Annotated in this window: 29 protein-coding genes; 19 read left to right on the top strand and 10 right to left on the bottom strand. The window is 57.2% G+C overall.

Annotated elements, in window-relative coordinates; translation table 11 throughout:
• The first annotated feature begins 8 nt into the window (after positions 1–8).
• Positions 9–461: a hypothetical protein gene (locus K3757_RS04295; RefSeq protein WP_259999736.1), complete on the top strand. Its 453-nt coding sequence runs from the start codon at positions 9–11 to the stop codon at positions 459–461.
• A gap of 136 nt (positions 462–597) precedes the next feature.
• Here K3757_RS04295 and K3757_RS04290 read toward each other — a convergent pair whose 3' ends face one another.
• Entirely contained in the window at positions 598–1,296 is a 699-nt protein-coding gene (locus K3757_RS04290; protein WP_259999735.1) for an SOS response-associated peptidase, read from the bottom strand.
• Positions 1,297–1,421: 125 nt separating this feature from the next.
• Between K3757_RS04290 and K3757_RS04285 the strand changes: the two genes are divergently transcribed.
• A complete protein-coding gene (locus K3757_RS04285; protein WP_259999734.1) occupies positions 1,422–1,892 on the top strand; it encodes a DUF1203 domain-containing protein in 471 nt (156 codons plus the stop codon).
• 54 nt (positions 1,893–1,946) lie between these two features.
• Here the strand turns inward: K3757_RS04285 and K3757_RS04280 are convergent, their stop codons facing one another.
• The gene (locus K3757_RS04280) at positions 1,947–3,503 is read right to left on the bottom strand and encodes a bifunctional UDP-sugar hydrolase/5'-nucleotidase (RefSeq protein WP_259999733.1); all 1,557 of its coding nucleotides are present in this window, start codon (positions 3,501–3,503) and stop codon (positions 1,947–1,949) included.
• 161 nt (positions 3,504–3,664) lie between these two features.
• On the opposite strand from K3757_RS04280, the gene K3757_RS04275 reads away from it, so the two are divergent.
• Genes K3757_RS04275 through arsC form a run of 4 tightly spaced genes read left to right on the top strand, consistent with a single transcriptional unit; the run spans position 3,665 to position 5,821 of the window.
• On the top strand, positions 3,665–4,015 hold the full coding sequence (locus tag K3757_RS04275; RefSeq protein WP_259999732.1) for a DUF952 domain-containing protein: 351 nt from the start codon (positions 3,665–3,667) through the stop codon (positions 4,013–4,015).
• Positions 4,012–4,443, top strand: coding sequence for a DUF1330 domain-containing protein (locus tag K3757_RS04270; protein WP_259999731.1), 432 nt, complete (start codon positions 4,012–4,014; stop codon positions 4,441–4,443). Before K3757_RS04275 ends, K3757_RS04270 begins: the two co-directional genes overlap by 4 nt.
• Entirely contained in the window at positions 4,440–5,483 is a 1,044-nt protein-coding gene (locus K3757_RS04265) for a quinone-dependent dihydroorotate dehydrogenase (RefSeq protein ID WP_259999730.1), read from the top strand. The genes K3757_RS04270 and K3757_RS04265 overlap by 4 nt, the downstream gene beginning before the upstream one ends.
• Positions 5,480–5,821 carry an arsenate reductase (glutaredoxin) gene (gene arsC, locus K3757_RS04260; protein WP_259999729.1) on the top strand — a complete coding sequence of 114 codons (342 nt, stop codon included), beginning with the start codon at positions 5,480–5,482 and terminating at the stop codon, positions 5,819–5,821. The genes K3757_RS04265 and arsC overlap by 4 nt, the downstream gene beginning before the upstream one ends.
• Before the next feature lie 20 nt (positions 5,822–5,841).
• On the opposite strand, the gene K3757_RS04255 is transcribed toward arsC, so the two are convergent.
• Genes K3757_RS04255 through K3757_RS04245 form a run of 3 tightly spaced genes read right to left on the bottom strand, consistent with a single transcriptional unit; the run spans position 5,842 to position 8,088 of the window.
• Entirely contained in the window at positions 5,842–7,164 is a 1,323-nt protein-coding gene (locus K3757_RS04255; protein ID WP_259999728.1) for an MATE family efflux transporter, read from the bottom strand.
• On the bottom strand, positions 7,157–7,669 hold the full coding sequence (locus tag K3757_RS04250; protein WP_259999727.1) for a PaaI family thioesterase: 513 nt from the start codon (positions 7,667–7,669) through the stop codon (positions 7,157–7,159). Before K3757_RS04250 ends, K3757_RS04255 begins: the two co-directional genes overlap by 8 nt.
• Entirely contained in the window at positions 7,666–8,088 is a 423-nt protein-coding gene (locus K3757_RS04245; protein ID WP_259999725.1) for a PaaI family thioesterase, read from the bottom strand. Before K3757_RS04245 ends, K3757_RS04250 begins: the two co-directional genes overlap by 4 nt.
• 134 nt (positions 8,089–8,222) lie before the next feature.
• On the opposite strand from K3757_RS04245, the gene K3757_RS04240 reads away from it, so the two are divergent.
• Complete coding sequence (locus K3757_RS04240) at positions 8,223–8,603, top strand: MerR family DNA-binding transcriptional regulator (RefSeq protein ID WP_259999723.1); 381 nt, start codon at positions 8,223–8,225, stop codon at positions 8,601–8,603.
• On the opposite strand, the gene K3757_RS04235 is transcribed toward K3757_RS04240, so the two are convergent.
• A complete protein-coding gene (locus K3757_RS04235; protein WP_259999721.1) occupies positions 8,600–8,803 on the bottom strand; it encodes a hypothetical protein in 204 nt (67 codons plus the stop codon). The genes K3757_RS04240 and K3757_RS04235 overlap by 4 nt on opposite strands.
• A 301-nt stretch (positions 8,804–9,104) precedes the next feature.
• On the opposite strand from K3757_RS04235, the gene K3757_RS04230 reads away from it, so the two are divergent.
• From K3757_RS04230 to K3757_RS04190, 9 genes are all read left to right on the top strand, one after another.
• Positions 9,105–9,503 (top strand): MerR family DNA-binding transcriptional regulator, encoded by a 399-nt coding sequence (locus K3757_RS04230; RefSeq protein WP_259999718.1) that lies wholly within the window; start codon positions 9,105–9,107, stop codon positions 9,501–9,503.
• Positions 9,504–9,544: 41 nt separating this feature from the next.
• Positions 9,545–11,326, top strand: coding sequence for an acyl-CoA dehydrogenase C-terminal domain-containing protein (locus K3757_RS04225; protein WP_259999716.1), 1,782 nt, complete (start codon positions 9,545–9,547; stop codon positions 11,324–11,326).
• A gap of 50 nt (positions 11,327–11,376) precedes the next feature.
• Positions 11,377–11,589: a hypothetical protein gene (locus K3757_RS04220; protein ID WP_259999714.1), complete on the top strand. Its 213-nt coding sequence runs from the start codon at positions 11,377–11,379 to the stop codon at positions 11,587–11,589.
• Between the two features lie 76 nt (positions 11,590–11,665).
• On the top strand, positions 11,666–12,202 hold the full coding sequence (locus tag K3757_RS04215) for a hypothetical protein (protein ID WP_259999711.1): 537 nt from the start codon (positions 11,666–11,668) through the stop codon (positions 12,200–12,202).
• Between the two features lie 2 nt (positions 12,203–12,204).
• A complete protein-coding gene (locus K3757_RS04210; protein ID WP_259999709.1) occupies positions 12,205–13,362 on the top strand; it encodes an acyl-CoA dehydrogenase family protein in 1,158 nt (385 codons plus the stop codon).
• A 75-nt stretch (positions 13,363–13,437) separates the two neighbouring features.
• A complete protein-coding gene (locus K3757_RS04205) occupies positions 13,438–14,076 on the top strand; it encodes a glutathione S-transferase family protein (protein ID WP_259999707.1) in 639 nt (212 codons plus the stop codon).
• A 97-nt stretch (positions 14,077–14,173) separates the two neighbouring features.
• Positions 14,174–15,385 (top strand): acetyl-CoA C-acetyltransferase, encoded by a 1,212-nt coding sequence (locus K3757_RS04200; RefSeq protein WP_259999705.1) that lies wholly within the window; start codon positions 14,174–14,176, stop codon positions 15,383–15,385.
• Between the two features lie 2 nt (positions 15,386–15,387).
• Positions 15,388–15,804 (top strand): hypothetical protein, encoded by a 417-nt coding sequence (locus K3757_RS04195; protein ID WP_259999703.1) that lies wholly within the window; start codon positions 15,388–15,390, stop codon positions 15,802–15,804.
• 45 nt (positions 15,805–15,849) lie between these two features.
• Positions 15,850–18,054: a 3-hydroxyacyl-CoA dehydrogenase NAD-binding domain-containing protein gene (locus tag K3757_RS04190; protein WP_259999701.1), complete on the top strand. Its 2,205-nt coding sequence runs from the start codon at positions 15,850–15,852 to the stop codon at positions 18,052–18,054.
• Positions 18,055–18,230: 176 nt separating this feature from the next.
• On the opposite strand, the gene K3757_RS04185 is transcribed toward K3757_RS04190, so the two are convergent.
• From K3757_RS04185 to K3757_RS04175, 3 genes are all read right to left on the bottom strand, one after another.
• Entirely contained in the window at positions 18,231–18,911 is a 681-nt protein-coding gene (locus tag K3757_RS04185; RefSeq protein ID WP_259999698.1) for a Hint domain-containing protein, read from the bottom strand.
• A 255-nt stretch (positions 18,912–19,166) separates the two neighbouring features.
• Positions 19,167–19,817, bottom strand: a complete 651-nt coding sequence (locus tag K3757_RS04180; RefSeq protein ID WP_259999696.1) for a sulfotransferase family protein — start codon at positions 19,815–19,817, stop codon at positions 19,167–19,169.
• Entirely contained in the window at positions 19,814–20,755 is a 942-nt protein-coding gene (locus K3757_RS04175; RefSeq protein WP_259999694.1) for a DMT family transporter, read from the bottom strand. Before K3757_RS04175 ends, K3757_RS04180 begins: the two co-directional genes overlap by 4 nt.
• A gap of 109 nt (positions 20,756–20,864) precedes the next feature.
• On the opposite strand from K3757_RS04175, the gene K3757_RS04170 reads away from it, so the two are divergent.
• Entirely contained in the window at positions 20,865–22,493 is a 1,629-nt protein-coding gene (locus K3757_RS04170; RefSeq protein ID WP_259999692.1) for an AMP-binding protein, read from the top strand.
• A 12-nt stretch (positions 22,494–22,505) separates the two neighbouring features.
• Here K3757_RS04170 and K3757_RS04165 read toward each other — a convergent pair whose 3' ends face one another.
• Complete coding sequence (locus K3757_RS04165; protein WP_259999690.1) at positions 22,506–22,967, bottom strand: GNAT family N-acetyltransferase; 462 nt, start codon at positions 22,965–22,967, stop codon at positions 22,506–22,508.
• 73 nt (positions 22,968–23,040) lie between these two features.
• Between K3757_RS04165 and K3757_RS04160 the strand changes: the two genes are divergently transcribed.
• Both K3757_RS04160 and K3757_RS04155 read left to right on the top strand, forming a co-directional pair.
• Positions 23,041–24,054, top strand: a complete 1,014-nt coding sequence (locus K3757_RS04160) for a hypothetical protein (RefSeq protein WP_259999688.1) — start codon at positions 23,041–23,043, stop codon at positions 24,052–24,054.
• Positions 24,051–24,767 carry an SGNH/GDSL hydrolase family protein gene (locus tag K3757_RS04155; RefSeq protein WP_259999686.1) on the top strand — a complete coding sequence of 239 codons (717 nt, stop codon included), beginning with the start codon at positions 24,051–24,053 and terminating at the stop codon, positions 24,765–24,767. Before K3757_RS04160 ends, K3757_RS04155 begins: the two co-directional genes overlap by 4 nt.
• Positions 24,768–24,771 lie beyond the last annotated feature (4 nt).

The following is a 24,771-nucleotide window of genomic DNA, read 5'->3' as shown; positions in this document are numbered from 1 at the left end:
GCATCGCAATGCTTAACAAGATTTTGATGCGCGCAGCTTTCACCGCGGCTGCGCTCACAGTGACGGCAGGGGCATCCTCCGCCGAAAACTACCGCGTCCTTATGATGGATTACGCGTTTTTCCCTGACATTTCATATGTTCAGGACGGTGATACGCTCACCTTCGTGAACATGTCGGGCATCACCCGCACGATCGCATCACGCGACGGGTCGTGGGCGACTCCTGAACTGATTGACGGTGCAGAGGCAACAATCACTGTCGAAAAAGGTATGTTCAACACGTACCAGACCCGCATTGACGGTGTTGGCGGCGCTGGCGTGATTGCGAACTCCACCGGTACAGGCGACAACGTCACTGACGTGACGGACGGCTCAACGGGTATCGACGGTCAAGACGCCGAAGAAGGCACGATCATCGGCAAGATCAACTTCGCCGAAACTCCGGCCATACAGACCAACTAAACCACTTCGGGAATACCCGCGATAACCAAAAAACCTCTAGCGCATTACGCGCATGAGGGAAACGGTTTCGTGAAACATTCCCGAAATGCGCCCCCTTGATCGGTGTCGGTCAAAAGGCAAAGCCCCGCACGCCATATCAGGTGCGCGGGGTCTTCAGGCCTTCCGGCTCCCACGGTTCGATCAGTTCGGGACCAGACGCGCGGTTGGAATTGACCGCACGGCTTACGCGGTGCCAGTGCAAGGAATCATCATCGGCGGCCCGCATCAGCGGCGCGGCCCCCTTTCCCATTTCGCCCAACCAAAGCGCCCAATCGTCGGGTTCAACAATGACGGGCATACGGTGGTGGATTGCTTGCATAGGCTCGTTCGCGCCAATCGTCAGCGCGGCGACGGTGCGCAGTGTTTCCCCGTTTTCCGGATCTTGCCAAGCCTGCCACAACCCTGCAAAGGCCAACGGTGCGCCGTCACGGCGGGTGATATACCACGGATCACGCGCCCCGCTTTCATCTTTGGTCCATTCATAAAAGCCGCTGGCAACCACCAGCACGCGCCGCGCATGCACCGCAGAGCGGAAGGCGGGTTTATCCAGCACAGTCTCGGCACGGGCGTTCATCAGCAGCGGTCCATCGTTCGGTTTTTTGTACCATGGCGGGATCAGCCCCCAGCGCATGGCCTCCATCCTTCTGGGTTGCTCTGGACCGCCAGTGATCACAGCAATCTGGTTCGTCGGACAGATGTTATAGTTCGGCCCCTCTGGCAGGGTATTTGCAGGCTCCGCCGCAAACACCTGCGCCATGGCTTCGGGCGGTAAGGTCAGGGCCATGCGTCCACACATTTCCGTCTCCTCCAGCTGCGTCTCTTTTCACACCCTACCCCAGAGATCGCTTGAATGTGAATGCGCAGAAAACGGGTCGCTTTGCGTAGCGCAGCCTTGTCATAGATAAGGAAAGGAGCACCGATATGACAAACTTGGCCTACCAACCTATTGCCACAGCAATCGTCGACGCTTTGCGTGCGGGGGGCCCCGATGCATATGGCATGCCGCCCGAGCACGCCATCTCGGACGGTCAAGGCAATCCATGCCGTCACTGTCTGTGTGATATCGAAAAGGGGGCGGCAATGTTGATCGTCGCTCACCGTCCCTTTGACGGCCTTCAGCCCTATGCCGAAACCGGGCCGATTTTCTTATGTGCCGATGATTGCCCCGCCTACAGCTACAGCGTTCCACCCCCGATCCTGACTACGCGCGACGACTACCTGCTTAAGGGGTACACATCGGATCAGCGCATATCCTACGGGACTGGCAAGATTGTTCGCGCGGCGGATGTCTCCAACTATGCAAACCACTTGTTAGAGCAGCGCGGGATAGCCTTTGTCGATGTGAGATCATCACGCAACAACTGCTTCCAGCTACGCATCACCCACGCATGAAAAAAGGGCGCACTCTTTTCAGAGCGCGCCCTAGGTCGTTCAATTAATCGCGACTTATTTCATCTTGATACGGCCATCGGTAAATGGCTTGTAAGGTGCGTTTTCCGCAAGATACTCGGCTGTGACATCAGCGACGTCGGGGCCAAAGTCATAAGGGTTGGTCGCGGTTTTGAACATCGCATAACCGTCCCCGCCATTGCGCACGTAGTTGTTGGAGACGACGCCGTAAACCTTGTCTATCTCTACAGGCGCGCCTGCGATCATCACATCGGACACACGGCTACCGACCTCTGCTGCAGCGTCGAAGGTATAGCTCATACCTGCCACCTGCGGGAAGCGACCAGCGGCTTCTTCAACCTGGCTCACGCCGTTCTCAAGCGCTTCGACCAAAACCGCACCGGTAACCTGAAAAGTTGACAGCGTGTTCTGGAACGGCAGCACGGTCAGAACATCGCCCATGGTGACTTCGCCCGCATCAATAGAGGCACGAATGCCGCCACTGTTCTGGATGGCAACGTCGATTCCCTGATCGGCGACCCGTGCAAGCATCGCATCGGCAATCAGATTCCCCATGGAACATTCCTGCGCACGGCAAACCGCACGATCACCGCCGATTGGTTCGTTTGTTTCGGCGACAACTTTGGAACGTAGCTCCTCCAACGGCACGGCAAGCTCTGCTATACGCGCCAGCGTGTCCGCGTCCTCGGCGAAGGATGCGTCGATCAGGATCGGCTCACCCTTGGCTTCGGTAAGGTTGCCTGCATCGTCAAAGGTGACATTCAGCTCACCCAGATATTTGCCGTAGGCATATGCCTGCACAATCGCAGTGTTGCCGACCATTGTCGGATATGGCCCTTCAGCCTTCTCATTGGTGTTGCTCAGCAACGTGTTGGAGTGGCCGCCGACGATCACATCAACGCCCGTTGTCTCTGCCGCGACTTTTTGGTCAACCGCATAGCTGGAGTGGCTAAGAACGATGATCTTGTTCACGCCTTCTGCGGTCAGTTTGTCCACTTCGCCTTGCACGGCGGCAACCGGATCAGAGAAGACCACATTGTCACCCGGGCTGGCCAGTTCATCCGTGTCCTGAGGCGTCAGGCCGATCAGGCCAATCTTTTCGCCGCCGCGTTCAATCACGATTGATTTCGCCAGCTTGTCAGCCAGCAAAGGTTCTGCGCTGACATCCGCATTGGACATCAGGATGGGGAATTTGATCTCGGACATGAAAGACGCCAGCACTTCTGGACCATCATCAAATTCGTGGTTGCCCACGGTCATGCCGTCATAGCCGAGCTTGTTCATCATCTCGGCGGCCATCTTGCCCTTGTAGTAGGAGTAGAAGAGCGTGCCTTGAAACTGGTCGCCGCCATCTACAAGCAGCGCATTGTTCGTCCGGCCGCGCGCTTCTTTGATAGCGGTCACCAGACGTGCCGTTCCGCCAAAGCACTTGCCTTCGGTGTTGTCTTCCGCGCCGCACGGTCCGTCATATTTGCTGATCGGTTCAAACCGCGCGTGAAAGTCATTCGTGTGCAGGATCGTGATTGAATAATCAGCGCTGGCCATACCTGCTGTCAGGCTTAGGGCGGCGGCGCTCAAAAAGAATCGGTTCATAGTTTCCCCCAATGGAATGTGTGGGCACATGGTGGCGCGTGCGCGCGAAGCTGTCAAAGATGATAACTACCTTGCGTTGCGTCAAGGCGGGGTGACTGCCCAAAGCGCAGGCACTGCCTTGGCCCTTGACCCCTGCGGCGCGGAGCGGCATCACAGCGGCTATGCTTATATTTAAAATCTTCCGCACCGATGAATGGCAAAGCCTGCGCAACCATGGCGAAACCGAAGGCGCGCCCATTGATCTGGCCGATGGCTACATCCATTTCTCAACCGCCACGCAGGCCGCTGAAACCGCGGCCAAGCATTTCGCCGGAGCCGAGGAGTTATTTCTTGTCGCAGTAGAAGCCGAGACATTGGGTGATGACTTGAAGTGGGAAGTATCGCGGGGAGATGCCCTGTTCCCCCACCTGTACCGCAAGCTGGCGATTGCCGATGTCGTGTGGGCCCAACCTTTGCCGCTGGTCGATGGGGTTCACCAGTTCCCTGCGGGTCTGGAAGAAGCGGCACAATGATCACCTATAGCGATACAGACCGCGAACAGTTCGAGATTTTCAAGTCGCAAGACCGTGACGTCCCGATAAATATGCTTAACCTCGTGCAGTTTTTTGACAAGGCCGAGTATCCAGCTGATCATTCCCTTGCGGGTCAAGACCTGACCGGTGCACAGGCCTATGCCAAATACAGTGAAACCAGCAGCCCGGTACTGGCCCGCGTCGGAGGAAAGGTTATCTGGCGGGGCGGTTTTGATGTCGCCCTGATCGGCGCTCCGGATGAAACATGGGACGCGATGTTCATCGTCCACTTCCCGAAAGCCGCTGCATTTCTGGCGATGGTAACAGACCCCGAATATAAAGAATCTGTCATCCACAGGCAGGCGGCCGTCCTGAACTCACGCTTGGTCCGCACGCGGCCCCTGCCCCTGTCGGATGTATTCGGATGAGCGCGCTGATTGAGGCGATGGGCCTAAGCGTGCTGCGCCGCTTTGATCCCGAAGTAGCACACGGCCTTGCCATCCGTGCCTTGCGCGCAGGCCTGACACCGCGCCCCGGACCCGTCAGCACCCCGCGCCTTGCGGTAGAGCTGGCAGGCATGCATCTGCCCAATCCGGTGGGCCTTGCGGCCGGCTTTGACAAGAACGCCACCGCTGTCGAGCCTCTTAGCGAAGCAGGTTTCGGGTTCATCGAAGTTGGCGCAGCGACACCTTTGCCACAAGCGGGCAATGACAAGCCGCGGCTGTTTCGCCTGACCGAAGACCGCGCCGCGATCAATCGCTTTGGATTCAATAATGACGGGATGGAAGCAATCTGTGCCCGTCTTGCGGCCACACCGCGCACCATTCCTGTCGGCCTAAATCTGGGTGCAAACAAAACAAGCACGGACCGCGCGGCAGATTTCGCCCGCGTCATGGAGGCCGCACGGGACCACGTGGATTTCGCTACGGTAAATGTGTCTTCCCCCAACACCGAAAAACTACGCGATTTGCAAGGCAAAGCCGCACTCGCCGGTTTGTTGGAGGGCGTAATGGCTGTGCGCGGCACCACGCCCGTCATGCTGAAAATCGCACCAGATCTAAGCGAGAGCGAAATCGCAGATGTGGCACAAGTGGCCCAAGACGCGGGCGTTGCTGCAATCATAGCGACCAACACCACGCTTTCACGCGAGGGGCTGCGTTCCGCCCATAAGGAAGAAGCCGGAGGTCTCTCTGGCGCGCCCCTGTTTGAAAAATCCACGCGCGTGCTTGCGCGTCTTTCGACCCTGACTGATGTGCCGATCATCGGGGTTGGCGGCATCGGCTCCGCCGATCAAGCCTATGCGAAAATCTGCGCGGGGGCATCCGCCATACAGCTTTATACAGCACTGGTATTTGACGGGCTATCGCTGGTGGGTGAAATTGCGCGCGGCATTGATGCGCGCTTGGCACAAGACGGGTTTGGTTCGGTTTCCGAAGCTGTCGCCAGCCGCCGCAAGGAGTGGCTATGATAACGCTTTGGCATAATCCGCGTTGCTCTAAATCGCGTCAGACCCTCGCCTTGATCGAAGCGGCAGGGAAGACGCATATAGTGCGCAAATACCTAGAAGACACACCCACCGTTCAAGAGCTTGAGCAGGCCCGTGAGGCGCTTGGCGTCACGGCGATCGAGATGCTGCGACCCAAAGAGAAACTGTTCAAAGAACTGGGACTGAAGCGCACTGATGATGACACTACCCTGCTTGCCGCAGCGTCGGCCAATCCGATCCTGATCGAACGCCCGATCGCCTTTGATGGCACCCGCGCCGTCATCGGTCGGCCGCCGGAGGCTATTCAGGCACTTTTGTAAACGCGGATCGCTGAAATACTCTACGCACCGGCCGCGCGTTCAAGTGACGGGTACCGCGCCCCGAGGGTCAGCCCACGAGCGACGAACGATATCAGCATGGCCAGCCATAGCCCGTGGTTGCCAAAGGTCGGCACCAGAAGCAGGACACAGGCAGCGTAAACGCCAAAGGATAGTGCCATCATATTGCGCATGTCACGGCTGCGGGTTGCCCCCACGAATATACCGTCCAGCATAAAGGCAGCGCAGCCAATAACCGGCATCAGCACCAGATAGGGCAGATAGATGCGCGCCTGCTCTCGCACCTCGGGTGCGGTGGTCATTATGTCCACAATTCCCGGCCCAAACAGGGCAAAACCAACGCCCATGCACGCCGCCGCAGCCATGCCCCACCCCGAAGCAAGTAACGCGGCGCGGCGCAAATTCGTCCGGTCTCCGCGACCGAAGGCCTTTCCAACCAATGCTTCGGCCGAAAAGGCAAAACCGTCCAGCGCATAACTTACGATCATCATGAACTGTAGCAGCACTTGATTGGCTGCCAGTGTCACATCACCCTGCCCTGCGCCCATGAACATGAAGCTCACAAAAATTGCTTCCAGCAGCAGTGAACGAATAAGAATATCGGTATTCACCCCCATCATACGGCGCCAGCGCACAGCATCAAAAACGCGGTCCCATGCCCGCCACGCGACACCGGCAAAGGCCGCCCGACAGAACCAAAGCCCCAACGCAAGGCCGCTCCATTCCGCGATCGCTGTGGCAAGGGCCACGCCCTGCACTCCCCAGCCCAGCCCAATGACGAACCACAAATCAAGGGCAATGTTCAGGCCGTTCATCCAAACCTGCAACACCAGCACAGAACGGGTGCGCTCTTGTGCGATCAGCCAGCCGGTGATGCCGTACAGCCCGATGGCCGCTGGCGCCGACCAGACCCGCAGCGCCATATACTGACGTGCCAGCCCCTCAACCTCTGCACTGGCAGGTGAGACCTGAAAAGCAGCCCAAAAGAGCGCCCCTTGCAAAGCGATAATTGCAATTCCGGCGCCAATCCCGATCATCAGCGCACGGGTCAACAAGGCCGCAACTTCGTCGGTGTCGCCCTGCCCCTCAGCCTGAGCGGTCAGCCCCACCGTGCCCATACGCAAAAAGCCGAAGACCCAATAAAAAGCCGACAGCACGACTGCCCCGATGCCGACTGCACCAATCGGAGCAGCCAACCCGATCTGACCGACCACACCGGTATCCACAGCCCCCAAAATTGGGACCGTCGCGTTCGACAGCACGACGGGCACCGCAATGTTAAGCACGCGTTTGTGGGTTAGTTTGACGGTCGCAGCTTCAGTCACGAGGGGCAGGCATGACGAAATGCCCCATCGCCTCTGCATAGAGGCGCGCGCGGTTGTCCTGCCACGCCTCAACCTGAACCGACGCATACCGTCTGCCCGCGCGGGTGATGCGTGCCCGTGCATAGGCGTCGCGCGGAAGACCTGTTCGCAGATAATCCACAGTGAAATCGACGGTCTTTGGCTGACGTGGCAAATCTTGCGGCGCGCAATCGGTCAGGTCCAGCTTGCCCGCCTCCAGATCCTCCCAAAGATAGGACCAGTTCAGCGTCATCACCGCTGTCACTTCCAGAAAAGCAGCCGTTGCACCACCATGAAGCGCAGGCAGCAAAGGATTGCCGATCAGTTCCTGCTTGAAGGGCATTATGCCAGTAAGCTCGTCTCCGCGCCGCTCAAATTCTATTCCCAGAAAGCGGATGTAGGGAACTGCGCCAGCAAGTGCCGCAAGGGCTGCATCGCGGCGCTGCTTGACGACCTGGACCGGCTCGGGGCGTTTGCGATCAGTCATCGTTTGTCCTCCACGGTAAAGGCGCCTGTGGCCGTGGCCACCGGATTCTCAGTATCATCATCCAGTGCGACCGCGCGCACAAAGGCAACCGAGCGGGTCATATGATAACATGTCGCCCGCGCCGTGATTGTCTGGCCCGGGGTCGCAGCGCGCATATAGTCTATCCGCAAATCAATCGTGGCTGTGCCGCCCTTGTTGTCGGGGTGCGACATCACCGCAGCGCCGCAGCATGTATCCATCAAGGCAGAGACAGCCCCGCCGTGGATCACGCCTGTCACCGGATCACCGATCAACTCAGTCTTGTAGGGCATCCGGATCGTCGCCACGCCGGCACCCATTTCCTGTGGTTCCATCCCTAGCAATACGGAATGGGGCAATGCTTCGATAAACTGGCGCGCCAGCGCTGTCAGGTCGACCATGTATCCTCCTTGCGCGGCATAAATTGTCCCGCTTTTCCCGCCCTTTACAGCAGCAGCTTACACAAAGGGCAATAGGAACCGTTGCACATCCCGCGTGGGGCTTTTAGCGTAAGAGACCGGAGGACCTTTCAGACATGAGCGACGATACCCGCCTGACATTCAAAGAGATGTGCGCAAAATTTGACGTAACGCCACGCACACTGCGGTATTATGAGTATATCGAACTGCTCTCGCCTGACCGCGAGGGGCGTACGCGGTTTTACGGTGCACGCGAACGCGCGCGGATGGAGTTGATTCTGCGCGGACGCAGTTTCGGATTTTCGTTGGAAGTTATCCGCCAATGGCTACTGATCTATGAAAACGAAGGCACAGTCGCGCAAATGCGGGCTTGGGTAGACATGGCAAACGGCCAGCTTGAAGAGCTAGCCGAGAAACAGCGCCAACTAAACGAAGCCCTTAGCGAATTGACGCGCCTGCGTGACGAAACGCTTAAGGCGTTGGGCGACAACGCTTAATCAGCAGGCCGGATACGACCCGCGGCTTTTTCAATCCTGCACGCGATCCCCATAAGCTCTTCGACTGTTGAGGCCGAGGCCCGTGTGGCCATTTCATAGGCGACTGTTTCAACAATCTTCGCAGCGGCTTCAAGATACATGTCAAAAGCTGCGGGATCTTCGCGCTTCGGACGCGTTGCGTCAAAAACAAGTGTCGGCATATCTTTCCTTCCGCAAAGCTAAATCAAAGTGGCGTCGGCGCCGCTTGAAATAGTTTGAAGGGAACTACAATGCCTGTCTCTACTTTTGAGAGACATTCGCGTGACAGCGCATAAACGCGCAGGTTTTCGCCAATACCGAGAATTTTTTAGGCGAAAAACGACCTACCCTCCAATTGACGTGACGTGACCAAAGGTAACCCTAGAAACTGACGTCACGTATCACTACGTAAGCGTTCCCAAAGGCGGTATCGGGTGTCATGCCAATAATCCAGCCGCGATCCATTGGAACAGTGAGAGCATTATGAGTACTGATACACTTACAATTCGCGAGATGTGCGACACCTTTGACGTCACACCCCGGACCTTGCGGTTTTATGAAGCTAAAGAGCTGCTTTTCCCGCAACGGATTGGCCAAAAACGCTTGTTCACCAAACGCGATCGCGCGCGGCTGAAGCTAATCCTTCGCGGCAAGCGCTTTGGCTTTTCGCTTGAGGAAATCCGCCAGCTGTTGGACCTCTATTACAAAGGCGACGGACAGCTGAGCCAGCTTGAGCAAAGCTATGACCTTGCCTGTAAGCGCCTTGAGGATCTTGAGCGCCAACGCACCGAAATTGATAGCGCGATCGACGATCTGCGCGACCAGCTAAAATGGGGTGAGAAGATGATCTCATCCCTGCGTCAACCGCGAAAGGCCGGCTGACGCACACCATTGTTCATACCGTTTCAGGGAGAGAGACCACTATGCCAACATACACCGCCCCCACGAAAGACATGCAGTTCGTTCTGCACGATGTTCTGAAAATCACCGAAGCCTCCACACCGGGCTATGCCGATCTTGAGCCTGACTTCACATCGGCGATTCTGGAAGAAGCGGGCAAGCTGACCTCCGAGGTTCTGGCACCGCTGAACCCAGTCGGTGACAAGGAAGGCTGCCGTCTGGAGAATGGTGTTGTCTACACGCCAACCGGCTTCAAAGAAGCCTTCGAGAAGGTAAAAGAGGGCGGCTGGCCCGGTCTGGACATGCCAGAAGAATACGGCGGGCAGAACATGCCATACGTCATCGGGTCTGCCGTGGGCGAGATGTTCTCGGCCGCCAATCAGGCGTTCACCATGTATCAGGGCCTGACCCACGGTGCGGCCTCTGCGATCCTTGCCCACGGTTCGGACGAGCAAAAAGACACGTATCTGCCCAAAATGGTCAGCTGCGAATGGACCGGCACGATGAACCTGACAGAGCCGCACTGCGGCACCGATCTGGGCCTGATGCGCACGAAAGCCGCCCCACAGGCGGACGGCTCTTACAAAATCTCCGGCCAGAAGATCTTTATCTCCTCGGGCGAACACGACATGGCCGACAACATCATCCATCTGGTTTTGGCCAAGATCGAAGGCGGCCCTGAAGGCATTAAAGGTGTTTCGCTGTTCATCGTTCCAAAGTTCAACGTGAACGAGGACGGCTCCCTTGGCGCGCGCAATGGCGCGACAGTGGGCTCCATCGAAGAAAAAATGGGCATCCACGGCAACTCCACCTGCGTCATGAACTATGACGAAGCCACAGGCTATCTGCTGGGCGAGGAGCATAAAGGTATGCGCGCCATGTTCACCATGATGAACGAAGCACGTCTGGGCGTGGGCATGCAGGGTCTGGCTCAGGCCGATGTCGCCTACCAGAACGCGCTTGCCTATGCCAACGATCGCCTGCAAGGCCGTGCGGTCACCGGTGCGGAAGCACCAGACAAGCCTGCCGATCCGCTGATCGTCCACCCTGACATCCGTCGCTCACTGATGGATCAGAAAAGCTTTGTTGAAGGCGCGCGTGCGTTCATCCTCTGGGGTGCGACAATGATCGATGCGTCCCATCGCGCGGATGACAAAAACGCAGACGGCCTTGTGTCGTTGCTGACCCCGGTCATCAAGGGTTTCCTGACCGATGTCGGCTATGACATGACCGTCAAGGCCCAGCAGGTATACGGCGGCCACGGCTACATCGAAGAATGGGGCATGTCACAGTTCACCCGCGATGCGCGCATTGCGATGATCTATGAAGGTGCGAACGGTGTTCAGGCACTTGACCTGGTGGGCCGCAAGCTTGCTCAGGATGGTGGCAAGCACGTCATGGCCTTCTTTGAACTGGTAAAAACCTTCTGCAAAGATAACGCCGGTCAGGACGAAGCATTCGACAAAGACTTCATTGAACCGCTGAAAGCGGCGTCAAAGGACCTGCAAGCTGCTGGCATGTACTTCATGCAGAACGGCATGAAGAATCCGAACCACGCGCTGGCCGGCTCCAATGACTTTATGCACATGTTCGGTCACGTATGCCTTGGCCTGATGTGGGCGATGATGGGCAAAGCGTCTCGCGAAGCCTTGGCAAGCGGCACGTCGGACGCCACGTTCCATGAGACAAAGCTGGCGACCGGTCGCTACTACATGGCACGCCAACTGCCTGCTACGGCCCTGCACCTGACCCGCATCCAGTCGGGCGCGGACACGGTCATGGCATTGGAAGCGGCAAACTTCTAAGCTGGTCGGGCGAGGGCACGGTGTCCTCGCCCACCCTTTACGGAGAGACCATGCCAAAACGCTTTCGCCTGACCCGCCGATTTCCTGTCGCCATGACAGAGGATGGTTATCGCCGCCTCAAAAAGTTCAGCGTGGACGCTGGTTTGGATGAAGGGGAAGCCCTGTCGTTTCTGTTCGAAAACTTCTCGTCCGTGATGAACGAGGAAAACCTGATCGCAAGGCTACGGCTGTTCAATTCGGAGCTAGACGACCGCAAAAGATAAGACTTGCCGGAGGGAGAGACCGGCATTTCTCAGCACCGCGCAATCCTTTGCGCATGAAGACAACGGGAGACATAGAATGGTCGGCAAATATATCATCGCCGCAGCTCTTTTCGTCGCTGCATGTGCGGCGCCCTATTCTTTGGCGGTTGATGACCGCGCTGCTATTTCCACCCGCATCACCAGTTTTGAACGCGCCGTCGTTGCGGGCAATTCCTCTGAAATTCTTAGTGTCATTCCTCCGCGGATGATCACCGCTATTGCGGCCAAGGCGGGACTCACCGAACAAACCTTGCGCGGCGAGATGGCAAAGGCCACACGTGACGCAACCCGCGACGCTGATGTGATTTTTTTCGACATTGCATTGGATCAGGCAACATTCCAGACGACAGCCAGCGGCCGTCCCTACAGCCTGATCCCGACACAAACCGTTATTCAGGCTTCGGGCAACCGCTCGAAGCTACAATCCAACACCTCCACCCTTACGCTGAAAGATGACGGCGTATGGTACCTCATCCGCATTGATGACGCTCGCCAGATTGCACTGCTCCGCGAAGTGTATCCGGACTTTGAAGGTGTCACCCTGCCCATAGGCACGACGAAAGTGATCGACTAAAAATGAATGATTTTGCCCCAAAAACATCCGCATGGATGACTGAAGAACACCAGATGCTTGCTGAAATGACAGCGAACTTCATCAACACGGAATGGGCACCGCGCTTTGAAAAATGGCGCAAGCAATCCCAGATGGACCGCAGCACTTGGAACGAAGCGGCTGAACTTGGCCTGCTCTGTCCTTCCATTCCAGAGGAATACGGCGGGGCCGGTGGTGATTTTGGCCATGAAGCCGCTATTCTGATCGAAGCCGCCCGCGCCAATCTAGCGAGCTGGGGCACGGGCATCCATTCGGGAATCGTCGCCCACTATGTCTTGGCTTACGGCACCGAAGAGCAAAAGAAGCGCTGGCTGCCAAAAATGATCTCGGGCGAGATGGTCGGTGCTCTGGCAATGACAGAGCCTTCAACCGGATCGGATGTGCAATCAATCAAGACCAAGGCCATCAAGGATGGTAACGCCTACCGCCTGTCTGGCCAGAAGACCTTTATCACCAACGGCCAGCACGCCGACTTGATCATCGTTGCAGCTAAAACGAACCCGGCCGAGGGGTCCAAGGGCGTGAGCCTTGTGGTTGTCGAAACCGAAGGCGCCACAGGTTTCCAGCGTGGCCGCAACCTTGAGAAAATTGGCAAGCATGCATCTGACACGTCCGAGCTGTTCTTCGACAACGTCGAAATTCCGCCGGAGAACATCCTTGGCGGCGAAGAAGGCAAAGGCTTTTACCAGATGATGCAGCAGCTCCCCCAAGAGCGGTTGATCATTGCCTGCGAAGCCGTTGGTGCCATGGAAGGCGCAGTCGCGCGCACCATCCAGTATTGCCAAGAACGCGAAGCATTTGGCGGCCCCCTCACCCAGTTTCAGAACACCCGTTTCAAGCTGGCCGAATGCAAAACCAAAACAATCGTTGCCCGCGCATTTCTGGATCAATGCATCGCAGAACATCTGCGCGGTGAATTGACCGTAGATCGTGCAGCCATGGCCAAATACTGGTTGACCGATACACAGGGCGAAGTCCTTGATGAATGCCTGCAACTTCACGGCGGCTATGGCTTCATGCAAGAATATGCCATCGGAGAGATGTGGACCGACGCCCGTGTTCAGCGGATCTATGGTGGCACAAACGAGATTATGAAGGAACTGATCGCGCGCAACCTCTGACGTTTCACGCAAAGCCAGATGCTTTATCCCCCGCGGGCCTTCCCGCGACCATGACCAACAACAGGAACCGGACTTATGACAATCAAACTTTACTGCTTCGGCGAAAGCGGCAATGCGTATAAGGCGGCCCTCGCTCTGGAACTCTCTGGTCTGGATTGGGAGCCTGTTAAGGTGGACTTTTTTGGTGGCGAAACACGCACGCCGGATTACCGCGAGATGATCAACAATCTGGGCGAAGTGCCTGTGATGGTCGATGGTGACGTCAAGCTGACGCAGTCGGGCGTCATTCAGGATTATGTCTCTGAGAAATCAGGCAAGTTCGGCGGCAAAGACGCAGCCGAACGCCGCGAAATCCTGCGCTGGGTTCTCTGGGACAACCACAAGCTCAGCTCGATGGCTGGCATGACCCGGTTCTTGATGAACTTCTTGCCCGCAGACAAACAACCCAAAGAGGTCATTGCCTTCAATCAGGGTCGGCTCGCCGCCGCCTATGACCTTCTGAACGCCCACCTAGAAGGCCGAGACTGGATCGTGGGCGACAGCATAACCAACGCCGACCTCAGCTGCTGTGGGTATCTCTATTATCCCGAACCTTTCGGATTTGACCGCAGCGCGTATCCGAACATCGACGCTTGGCTGACACGCCTCTCTGAAACACCGGGCTGGAAAGCCCCCTATGACCTGATGCCCGGTTCTCCGGCAGATCGGGCCTGATCGTAATCGGCAGGGGCACACAACTGCGCCCCTGCCCAACTCATAAAAGCATGCACATTGTGTGTGCCCCAAGACAAGTCATCGAAAGGACTATCAAATGACCGAAGCATATATCTATGACGCTCTGCGTACGCCGCGCGGCAAAGGCCGCAAAGACGGCGCCCTGCACGAGCTGACATCCCTGCGCCTGAGCGCGCTCACGCTGAACGCCGTGAAAGAGCGTAACAACCTTGAAGGCCACGCAGTTGAAGACGTGATCTGGGGCAACGTCACCCAGGTTATGGAACAGGGCGGCTGCCTTGCGCGCTCTGCCGTGCTTGCCTCCGACCTTGACGAACGCATCCCCGGCCTTGCGATCAACCGATTTTGCGCATCCGGCATGGAAGCTGTAAACCTTGCAGCCAATCAGGTACGCGGCGGGGCCGGCATGGCCTATATCGCTGGCGGCGTTGAGATGATGGGCCGCGTGCCTATGGGCAGCGACGGAGCAGCTATTGCTGCGGACCCAAGCATCGCGATGAACCAGTACTTCGTGCCACAAGGTATCTCTGCTGATATCATCGCGACCGAATACGGGTTCACCCGTGACGAGGCAGACCAGCTTGCTATCGCATCGCAGCAGCGTGCAAAGAAAGCATGGGACGAAGGCCGTTTTGACAAATCCGTCATCACCATCCGTGATCAGAACGGTCTCGAAATCCTGAGCCATGACGAATACATGCGCCCGCAGACTGACATGCAAAGCCTTGGCGCGCTGAACCCTGCGTTCCAGCAAATGGGTGAAGTCATGCCGGGCTTCGACAAGGTCGCATTGCTCAAATATCCGCATCTGGAAAAGATCAACCACATCCACCACGCTGGTAACTCTTCCGGTATCGTTGATGGTGCGGCTGCCGTGCTGATCGGCAACAAGGAATTTGGTGAGAAATATGGCCTTAAGCCGCGCGCACGTATCCGCGCAACGGCAAAAATCGGCACCGACCCCACCATCATGCTGACCGGTCCGGTTCCAGTGACCGAGAAAATCCTTGCCGATAACGGTATGAACATCAAAGACATTGATCTGTTCGAAGTAAACGAGGCGTTTGCCTCTGTTGTAATGCGCTTCATGCAGGCCTTTGATGTGGATCACGACAAGGTCAACGTAAACGGCGGCTCCATCGCGATGGGTCACCCGCTGGGCGCGACCGGCGCGATGATCATCGGCACGCTGCTGGACGAGCTTGAGCGCGCGGACAAAGAGGTGGGTCTTGCCACGCTCTGCATCGCATCTGGCATGGGCGCCGCCACCATCATCGAGCGGGTATAAACGTGGACGAGGCGACCTTTGCCATAATAGGGGAGCGTCTTACAAAGGCGCTCCTCTCCGGGGATTTCGATCTTTATCAGCAGGTGATGGGCCTGCCGATCACGATCGAACCCAGGGGTGCGGCCGCCTATACGATCACCAATCCCGAAGAGCTGCGGTGCGATTTCGACCTGTATCATCAGGCTGTCCTGATACGCCGCATTACGGACATCTACCGCAAGGTCGAGAGTATCCAGAAGATACAGGAAAATCGTTTTAGCGTGGCCTGTCTGATGCATATCCTCGTCGGTAGCGAGTATGTCGTCGAACCGTTCCACAGCACGATGACACTGTCCGAAACACCGGAGGGCTGGCGCTTCTATCACATCTACAGCCCGCTCCGACACATACAATGGACGCTCGGGAAAACCGATCTCTGATCGGGCACCGGGCCTTTCCGAAAAATTCGCCAAATGGAGGCAACAATGACCGACTTCACCATGAAAACAGACGCCGAGGGCATCGCCACGATAACCTGGGACGTTGACGACAAATCCATGAACGTCATGTCCGTGGAAGGCCTTGAAGAACTGGACGCGCTAACCGATCAGGCGCTGGCTGACGATGCTGTCAAAGGGATCATCATCACCTCTGGCAAAGAGGGCTCTTTCGCGGGCGGAATGGACCTGAACCTGCTAGCAAAAATGAAAGAAGACGCAGGCGACGATCCCGCCCGCGGCCTCTTTGAAGGCACGATGCGCATGCACAAACTGCTTCGCAAGATCGAGCGCGCAGGCATGGACCCGAAGACGAACAAGGGCGGCAAGCCGGTTGCTGCTGTTCTGCCCGGCACCGCCGCAGGCATCGGGCTTGAACTGCCATTGGCCACGCACCGCACGTTTGCAGCCAACAACCCCAAAGCACGCATCGGCTTGCCCGAAATTCAGGTTGGCATTTTCCCGGGTGCCGGCGGCACCACGCGCCTTGTGCGCATGTTGGGCGCTATGGCCGCTTCTCCACTATTGCTCGAAGGCAAAATGCTGTCGCCTGATGCCGCTAAAAAGGCAGGGATCATCAACGAGGTCAGCGATGACCCAATGGCAGATGCCCGCGCGTGGGTTCTGTCGGCCACGGATGCCGACATCCTCAAGCCGTGGGATGCCAAAGGCTACAAAATGCCCGGTGGCGCCCCCTATCACCCTGCAGGCTTCATGACATTTGTTGGCGCGTCTGCGATGGTCAACGGTAAGACTAAAGGCGTCTACCCTGCCGCCAAAGCGTTGCTTTCAGCAGTTTATGAAGGCGCGCTCGTGCCATTCGACACTGCTCTGAAGATCGAAGCACGCTGGTTTACATCCGTTCTGATGAATCCGACCTCCTCTGCGATGATCCGTTCGCTTTTCCTGAACAAGGAAGCGCTGGAAAAAGGCGCTGTGCGTCCCGAAGGTATCCCTGACCAGCGCGTCAAGAAGCTGGGCGTACTGGGTGCGGGCATGATGGGTGCGGGTATCGCGCTCGTTTCCGCACAGGCTGGCATCGAAGTTATGCTGATCGACCGCGATCAAGCTGCTGCCGACAAGGGCAAGGCCTACTCCGAAGCCTATCTGGACAAAGGCATTACCCGCAAGAAAGGCACAGTGGAGAAAAAAGAAGCGCTGCTATCTCTCATCACAGCCACGCCTGATCTGGACGCGCTCAAAGGCTGCGATCTGATCATCGAGGCCGTGTTTGAAGACCCCAAAGTGAAAGCGGAGATGACCCAAAAGGTCGAGGCCGTGATCCCCGAGGATTGCATCTTTGCTTCCAACACCTCGACTTTGCCGATCACCGATCTGGCAAAAGCATCAAGCCGTCAGGAACAGTTCATCGGCATCCACTTCTTCTCTCCTGTTGAGCGGATGTTGCTGGTCGAGATCATCAAAGGTGCCAACACAGGCGATCGCGCGGTGGCAAAAGCGCTCGACTATGTGCGCCAGATCCGCAAGACACCGATCGTTGTTAACGATGCGCGCTTCTTCTACGCAAACCGCTGCATCATCCCATACGGTGGCGAAGCGAACCGCATGATCACCGAAGGCGTGGCACCTTGGTACATCGATCAGGCCGCACAAATGCTTGGCTTCCCTGTTGGTCCTGTCCAGTTGGGCGATGAGACTTCGGTTGATCTGGCCACCAAGATCATGCGCGCCACGAAGGCCGCGATGGGCAACGCCTATCCTGCCTCCGAAGCGGACAATCTGATTGTCTGGCTCGAAGAGCAGGGCCGCTTGGGCCGCAAGTCCAAAGCGGGCTATTTCGACTATGACGAAAAGGGCAAACGTCTGGGCTACTGGAAGGGCATGCAGGACAAATACCCGCTGGCCGAAGAGCAGCCTCCGCTGCAAGACGTCCAAGACCGTCTGATGTTCGTCCAGGTGCTGGAAGCAGTCCGTGCGCTGGAAGAAGGCGTTCTTATGGATATCCGCGAAGGCGATGTCGGTGCGATCCTTGGCTGGGGCTTTGCGCCTTGGTCCGGCGGCCCCCTGTCATGGCTCGACATGATCGGGACACCTTATGCGGCTGAACGCTGTGACCAACTTGAGGCGCAATTCGGCGAGCGGTTCAAATGCCCTGACCTGCTGCGCGAAATGGCCGAGAAGAACCAGACGTTCTATGGCCGCTTTGGCCCGAAGGCTGCCAAAGCAGCCTAACCAACGGACCATAACCAATCAAAAGGGGCGCTTCTGGCGCCCCTTTTTCGTACCTGCTGCGAAACTTCAATGCCCGTGGGAACAGACACTGGAACACAGAAAAAGGGGCCGCTTTTGCGACCCCTTTAAGACCATAGGGAATGGTTGAATTGCTAAAGCTTTGCTAAGCGTTGGTCTTAGAGAGAGGCGCGGAATCCTTCGAACGCGGCCGCCTCTTCCAGATTGTCTTCAAGACCGATGTGGAATGCCAGTTCCTCTGCTTCTTCGCCAGTCAAGACCACGTAGGTTTGATCACCAGCCTCAAGGAATTTGTCCAAAGTCGACATATCCGCAGGGCAATGGATAAGCGCCCCACCTTCGGCATAGATAACTTCGTCATGGTCAAAATACACGGCAACCAGTTCGACCCGCTGGATCGGCTGACGGCGGTGGATACCGCGTAGCCCGACAAGGTTATGCGCGGTCATGATGGCAAACGGATCACCCTTAAGGTCCTGTGCTACATCACTTTCGATCATCACGCCTTGGTCCGGCAGCAGCACCAGTTCTTCGCGATTGCCCAGCGCCCCTTCAGGAATGACAACGGGCCACATCATGTCGGCCGTTTCAGGTGCGTCCAGCCAGACGTGGGCACGACGGATTTCCGTGATCTCCTGCATGCCGTTATCAAAGGTCAGAACCTTATCGCCAACAGCGAGTGCATCAATTGCACGCCAGCCCAGATTGCTGGCAACCCGCGTGCCGATCATCAGACCATGGCTCAATGTTGCCATACATCCATCATATGCGCCGCTCATCTCAACTGCGCGGTGTACAGGTTGTTGTGTTTTTGCACCCAGTCCAAACATCGTTTCCATTCCCCTTAGTCTGCACCCTCTTTGTGGTGCGTTGTTTTGTTGGAACCACTTTTCGTGATTCTCAGGGCAAGTAAGCGCCATGATTGGGGCTGATTTGCGGCATTGTCCCCATGCTGAGGTACAATTCAGCCGAAAGGCCTAAGATTTGGTTGATTATTCGGACAATCCTACACGTGAAACTGGAAGAATTAGGTGCGAACCACGGATTTTTCCGTCTCTGCCGCCGCATCAAATCAAAGAAATGTGATTCCTTTGCTAGTGTTCGAACCGGTAGCCAAATTGCGCAATATCCGCCGCGCACATCTGCGCCACGCGTTCGCGGCTCTCTTCGGTATATGACACGCGGTAGTCGGTCAGCCGCGTACTCCGGTTTACGTGCGGCATGTCCAACTTGAAGCCCAAATGCGCCTCAAGCGGCGCAATATCCTGCGTTAGATGCTCAAGCCGGATAAATAGATCCGCGCGCTCGCGCCCTTTGGCATCAGTCACATATGAGGTCGCCGGAGAGTTGGTAAAACTTTGCGCAATGATCGGCTGGGCGACAAATGTCTCGAAATCAAGCCGCTTGGCGAGGGCGACGGATGGATGGTCAAAGCTTTGGGCCTGTAGCCAATGATAATAGCTCACCATCCGGTCCCAAGGGTTGCGCACCATGGTAAAGATGAACAGCGCATCAAGTTCATCTTCCTTCACAAGCCCATCCAGATCAGCAAGAGTGGCGTGTTTCCATAACCGCCCCGCAGAGGTGACCCCGTCAGTCCGCTTGCGCCGCTGCCGCGCCTTAGGCGTATCGCCCAGCATGATATCATCCTTCATGGCCCGCGCCTCTAAAGCCAGCGACATAGAGGTGCCGCCCGTCTTTGGTGCATGGATGAACAGATAGCCGCGGCCACGAGACAGGATCATGGCGCGTCCTCGGGTACTTTGACTGCACGCACAGGCATTGCCTCCTTGGTGCGTAGGGTGATCACCATACCGGCCCCCGCAATCATCGCCATCCCAGTCAGCGCCATCGGATTGACTGTTTGACCCCAAAGTACCCAAGCCCAGAAGCTGGCGAACACCAACAGTGAGTATTCGAAAACGGCGACATATCCTGCATCGCCCAAAAGGTAGCCGCGAAAAATAAGCGCGATCCCGATCATGGACCCGACAGCCTGCACCGTGATCCAGAACCACATGGCAGCTGTCAGCGGCACCCAGCCCCGTTCAACAAAACCGTCAAACCCTTCGGGCCCGCCGACAGGCAACACGACCAGACCAACGGCACCGAAAATGGTCAGCATCCCGAAGAAGCCCGCCGACAGCGCAATGGTTCCCTCCTGTGCGCACCAAAGCCGTGTGACAACAGCCCCGATGGCATACAACATCCCGGCCACAATCGGCAGAAATGCAACCGGATCCAACGCGCTTGGATCAGGCTGAATCACCAAAAGAGCGCCGACAAAGCCAAGAAGCACCCCCCCAATCCGCACAGGTCCAACCCGCGCGCCCTGAAATACGACCGAAATCAACAGCACAAACAGCGGCGCCGTGAACAGTCCTGCCACCACGACACCGATCGGCAGCACAGAAAGGCAGCCGAAATAGATAAGCATGGCCGTGGCCGGAAACAGGCTGCGCCCCAGCACCGCCCGCCAGCTTATCGGCCTGATCACGCCAAAACCCATCCCTGCGATCAGCCCCAACATCACGAGCGCCATGATCCCGCGCACCATATGGAACTGCCACAATGAACCGGTTTCAGAGATGTACGGCACAAAGTTATCGGTGATACCCAGCGTAAACATTCCACCAAGAATAGAGAGCGCCGCAAGTCCTGGCCGCAACGTGGTATCACTCATCCTAAACGCCCCTACCCCTCAGCTTCACCATCTTGGTGATTGCATATTTCCGCTCCCTGCATATCGTGCTGGGACGTATGCGCAATAATCTTGTCAGGGAGGGCTGCAAATGGGCTGGATGAAAGACGAAACCGGGTTGGAGAAATGTGCCGCCAATTATGTTCCTCTCAGCCCGCTGTCCCATCTGCGGCGCGCGGCCGATGTCTTTGCCGGTCATACAGCGGTAATCTACGGGGACCACCGCGTCACCTATGCACAATATCACGCGCGGTGCAGCCGGCTTGCCTCGGCGCTGGCGGGTATGGGCGTAGGAAGCGGGGATGTTGTCGCCACACTCCTGCCCAATACACCCGCACAGGCAGAGGCACATTTCGGCGTGCCAGCCTGCGGTGCCGTGCTGAACACCATCAACACACGGCTGGACGTCGACACAGTGAGTTACATTTTTGAGCATGGCGGCGCGGTCGTTGCTCTTGTCGATACCCAGTTTATCGAACTTGCAGAGGCAGCCGCTTTGCGCGTGGAGGGGGATAGCCCACGACTGATCGAAGTACCCGATGCGGCTGCGGGCTTTCCCGCGACGGGGCGTCATCCCGTCTATGAAGATGTGCTTGCCGGTGGCAATGAAGATTATGACTGGATCATGCCACAGGATGAATGGGAGAGCCTCGCGCTGAACTATACATCCGGCACCACGGGGCGGCCCAAAGGCGTGGTGTATCATCACCGCGGCGCCTACCTGATGACCATGGGCACCGTGATCAGCTGGCGCATGGTATTGCACCCTGTGTTCATGCAGATTGTGCCTTTGTTCCATTGCAACGGATGGAACCACACATGGATGATGCCCTTGATCGGAGGCACCCTTGTGTGCAGTCGGGACATTACGGCCAAAGCTATCTTTGACGCCATCGCAGATGAAGGTGTCACCCATTTCGGCGGTGCGCCTATCGTGCTTAACATGATGGTCAACGCCAGCGATCAGGAACGCCGCACGTTCACCCATATGGTCGAGGTTTTCACCGCAGGGGCCCCGCCTGCACCTGCCACATTAGGCAAAATCGAGGCTTTGGGGTTCAACGTCACCCACGTCTACGGCCTGACCGAAACCTACGGGCACGTGACAGAATGTATCTGGCGTGCGGCAGATTGGGCAAATCTGGATAAGAAGGCGCTCGCTGCATTGAAATCGCGGCAGGGCGTCGCGATGCCAATGATGGAACATATCACCGTCATGGATGAAAACATGACCGAAATTCCCCGCGATGGCACCACGCAGGGAGAGATCATGATTCAGGGCAACTCGGTGATGAAAGGATATTTCAAGAACCCCGAAGCCACGTCAGAGGCTTTCAAAGGCGGGTACTTCCATTCCGGCGATCTCGCCGTTCAGCATGATGACGGCTATATCCAGATTGCCGACCGCGCCAAGGACATTATCATTTCAGGCGGCGAAAATATCTCCTCTGTCGAAATCGAAGGCACATTGATGGGGCATGATGCCGTTATGTTGGCGGCAGTGGTGGCAAAACCGGATGAGAAGTGGGGTGAAGTGCCCTGTGCCTTTGTAGAGCTCAAACCCGGAGAATTCGTGGACGAAGCAACCCTGATCGCCTTCACCCGTGAGACACTGGCAGGTTTCAAAGCGCCCAAGAAAGTCGTATTTCAAGAGTTGCCGAAAACCTCGACCGGCAAAATCCAGAAATTCGAGCTGCGCAAACTCGCCGCGACGCTTTAGACCAGCAGCGGCCTAAACCTCTTTTTCGAAGCGCCAGATGCTTACCGGCTTGGGACCGGACGAAGTTTCGACCTCCAGTTCTTGCTCGCCTGTATTTTGCCAGCCGCACTTTTCATAAAATCGCGCAGCCCGGTCGTTGCCGACGCTACACGCCAACCACACGCGCGGCTTGGGCAGCAGCGCCTCGGCCTGCGCCATCATCCCCTGTGCCAGCCCGCTACCCTGATGACCGCTTCCGACGTAAAACTGATACAGTTCGTCCCCCTCAATCATAAAGAACCCCGCCAAAGCGCCGTCTACCTCAGCCACATAGGTCTGCGGCAAATGCGCCTTGGTGCGGGCGTCAAATTCGGCGGCGACGCGCGAAAGCACCAAATCTGCCTCTACCACGGCCGCGTGTGCACTGTGCCATTGCGCATGCCATAGTTTTGCGATTGCCCCGATGTCATCTGTCTTTGCTGGTCTGATCTGCATTGTGTCCTCTGGCATTGCCCTGCCCCACTCAAATGCTAATGTGCAATTATAACAACCCCGAGCAGACACCCCGATGACCGCGTTAACCAAATATGACCGCCTTGAGGCCACAGGCCTCTGGCGCCCTGCCCCTGACGGGCAGCGGCGCGAGGTGATTGTATCGATCGGGAATGCGACACTGATGATTTCTGACATGAATGATCAGGCGATCGCGCATTGGTCGTTAGCCGCTGTGGCCCGTTCCAACCCCGGCACCCTTCCCGCCATCTATCACCCGGACGGCGACGACGGTGAAACGCTTGAGCTTCCCGAGGACGAAACAGCGATGGTGGAAGCCATTGAGACCCTGCGTGCGGCAATTGCCAAAAGTCGCCCCCGTCCGGGGCGCTTACGCTGGTTGGGGGTTGGACTTTCCGGCGCAACGGTTGCAGGGCTGATGATCTTCTGGCTGCCCGGTGCGATGCGGGACAACACCCTTCGCGTTGTGCCACAGGTCAAGCGCGAAGCACTTGGTGTTGCCCTGATCGAACGGATGGAGCGGGTGACCGGTCCGCTTTGCAATGATCCCGCGGGTTTGCGCGCGCTGCGCCGCCTTGGCGGTCGGCTTGAAACAGTTAAGCTGGCGGTGGTACCGGCCTTGGGCCGCCCTGCATTGCATCTGCCCGGCGGCGTGATTGTGCTGGACCGTTCGGTGTTCGAGGATTGGGAAGAGCCCGATGTTGCGGCCGGCTATATTCTGTCCGAGCTTGCTTTGCAGGTCGAGCGTGACTCGCTCGCGGAATTGCTGGATGTCGTGGGACCATGGGAGAACTTCCGCCTGCTCACAACCGGCGATGTTTCTGACGCCGCACTGGATTCCTATGCTGAACATCTGATGACCAACCCCAGATCAGAGCCAGACACGACAAACTTGCTTGCGCTTTTTGAAGCTTCCGATGTTCGCGCGACCCCATATGCCCGTGCGCGGGATATCACGGGCGAAACCGTGCTTGCCTTGATTGAAGGCGATCCGATGCAGGGGCAAAATACCGAACCGCTCATCGCTGACAGCACGTGGTTGCGCCTGCAAGGTATCTGCGGCGGATGAGCCGGGCCGATGTGCTGGTGGCAGCGGCCCTTTCACCACTCTTATTGGTTCAAGCGATACTTCTGCGTAAACGCGCCTTGCGCCTGCCAGAGGCGAGCGGCCCCAGGAAAGGCCGCAGCGGCCAAGGCCCTGATCTTGGAGTGCTGATTATCGGTGACAGCTCTGCGGCAGGTGTGGGTACAGACACGCAAGATAGCGCCCTTACAGGGCAACTTGTCTCTTCCCTTGCTGCACATCACACAGTTGACTGGCAACTGATCGCCAGTACCGGTGCGACAACGCCGACGACGTTAAAGCGTTTGGAAGAGGCTGAGTTGCGCGCTTTTGACGTAGTGATTGTCGTCTTGGGCGTGAACGATGTTACACGTGGTGGTCCGCTGGTAGGTTGGCTCCGTTCCCATCGTAAACTGCGCGCGTTGCTACGCGACCGGACTGGCGCACAGCGGCTCTATATATCTCAGGTTCCGCCTATTGGTGCTTTTCCACTGCTCCCTGATCCGCTGCGCTGGCTGTTGGGGCGGCGCGCCCTGCGGTTTGACGCAGCGCTACTTACGGCAATCGAATCTGAGCCTGATTGCGCCTATGTGCCCCTCCCCGAGACGCTGGATTCACGCGACATGGCTGAAGACGGCTTTCATCCCGGACCCGTCATTTATGCCGCTTGGGCAAAAGAAATGGCCCGCCGGATCCTCTCCGACAGGCCATCCCGTTAAACAG

Source organism: Sulfitobacter sp. S223 (genome assembly GCF_025143825.1).
GTDB lineage: Bacteria > Pseudomonadota > Alphaproteobacteria > Rhodobacterales > Rhodobacteraceae > Sulfitobacter.
This window is presented reverse-complemented; position numbering and strand designations above follow the sequence as displayed.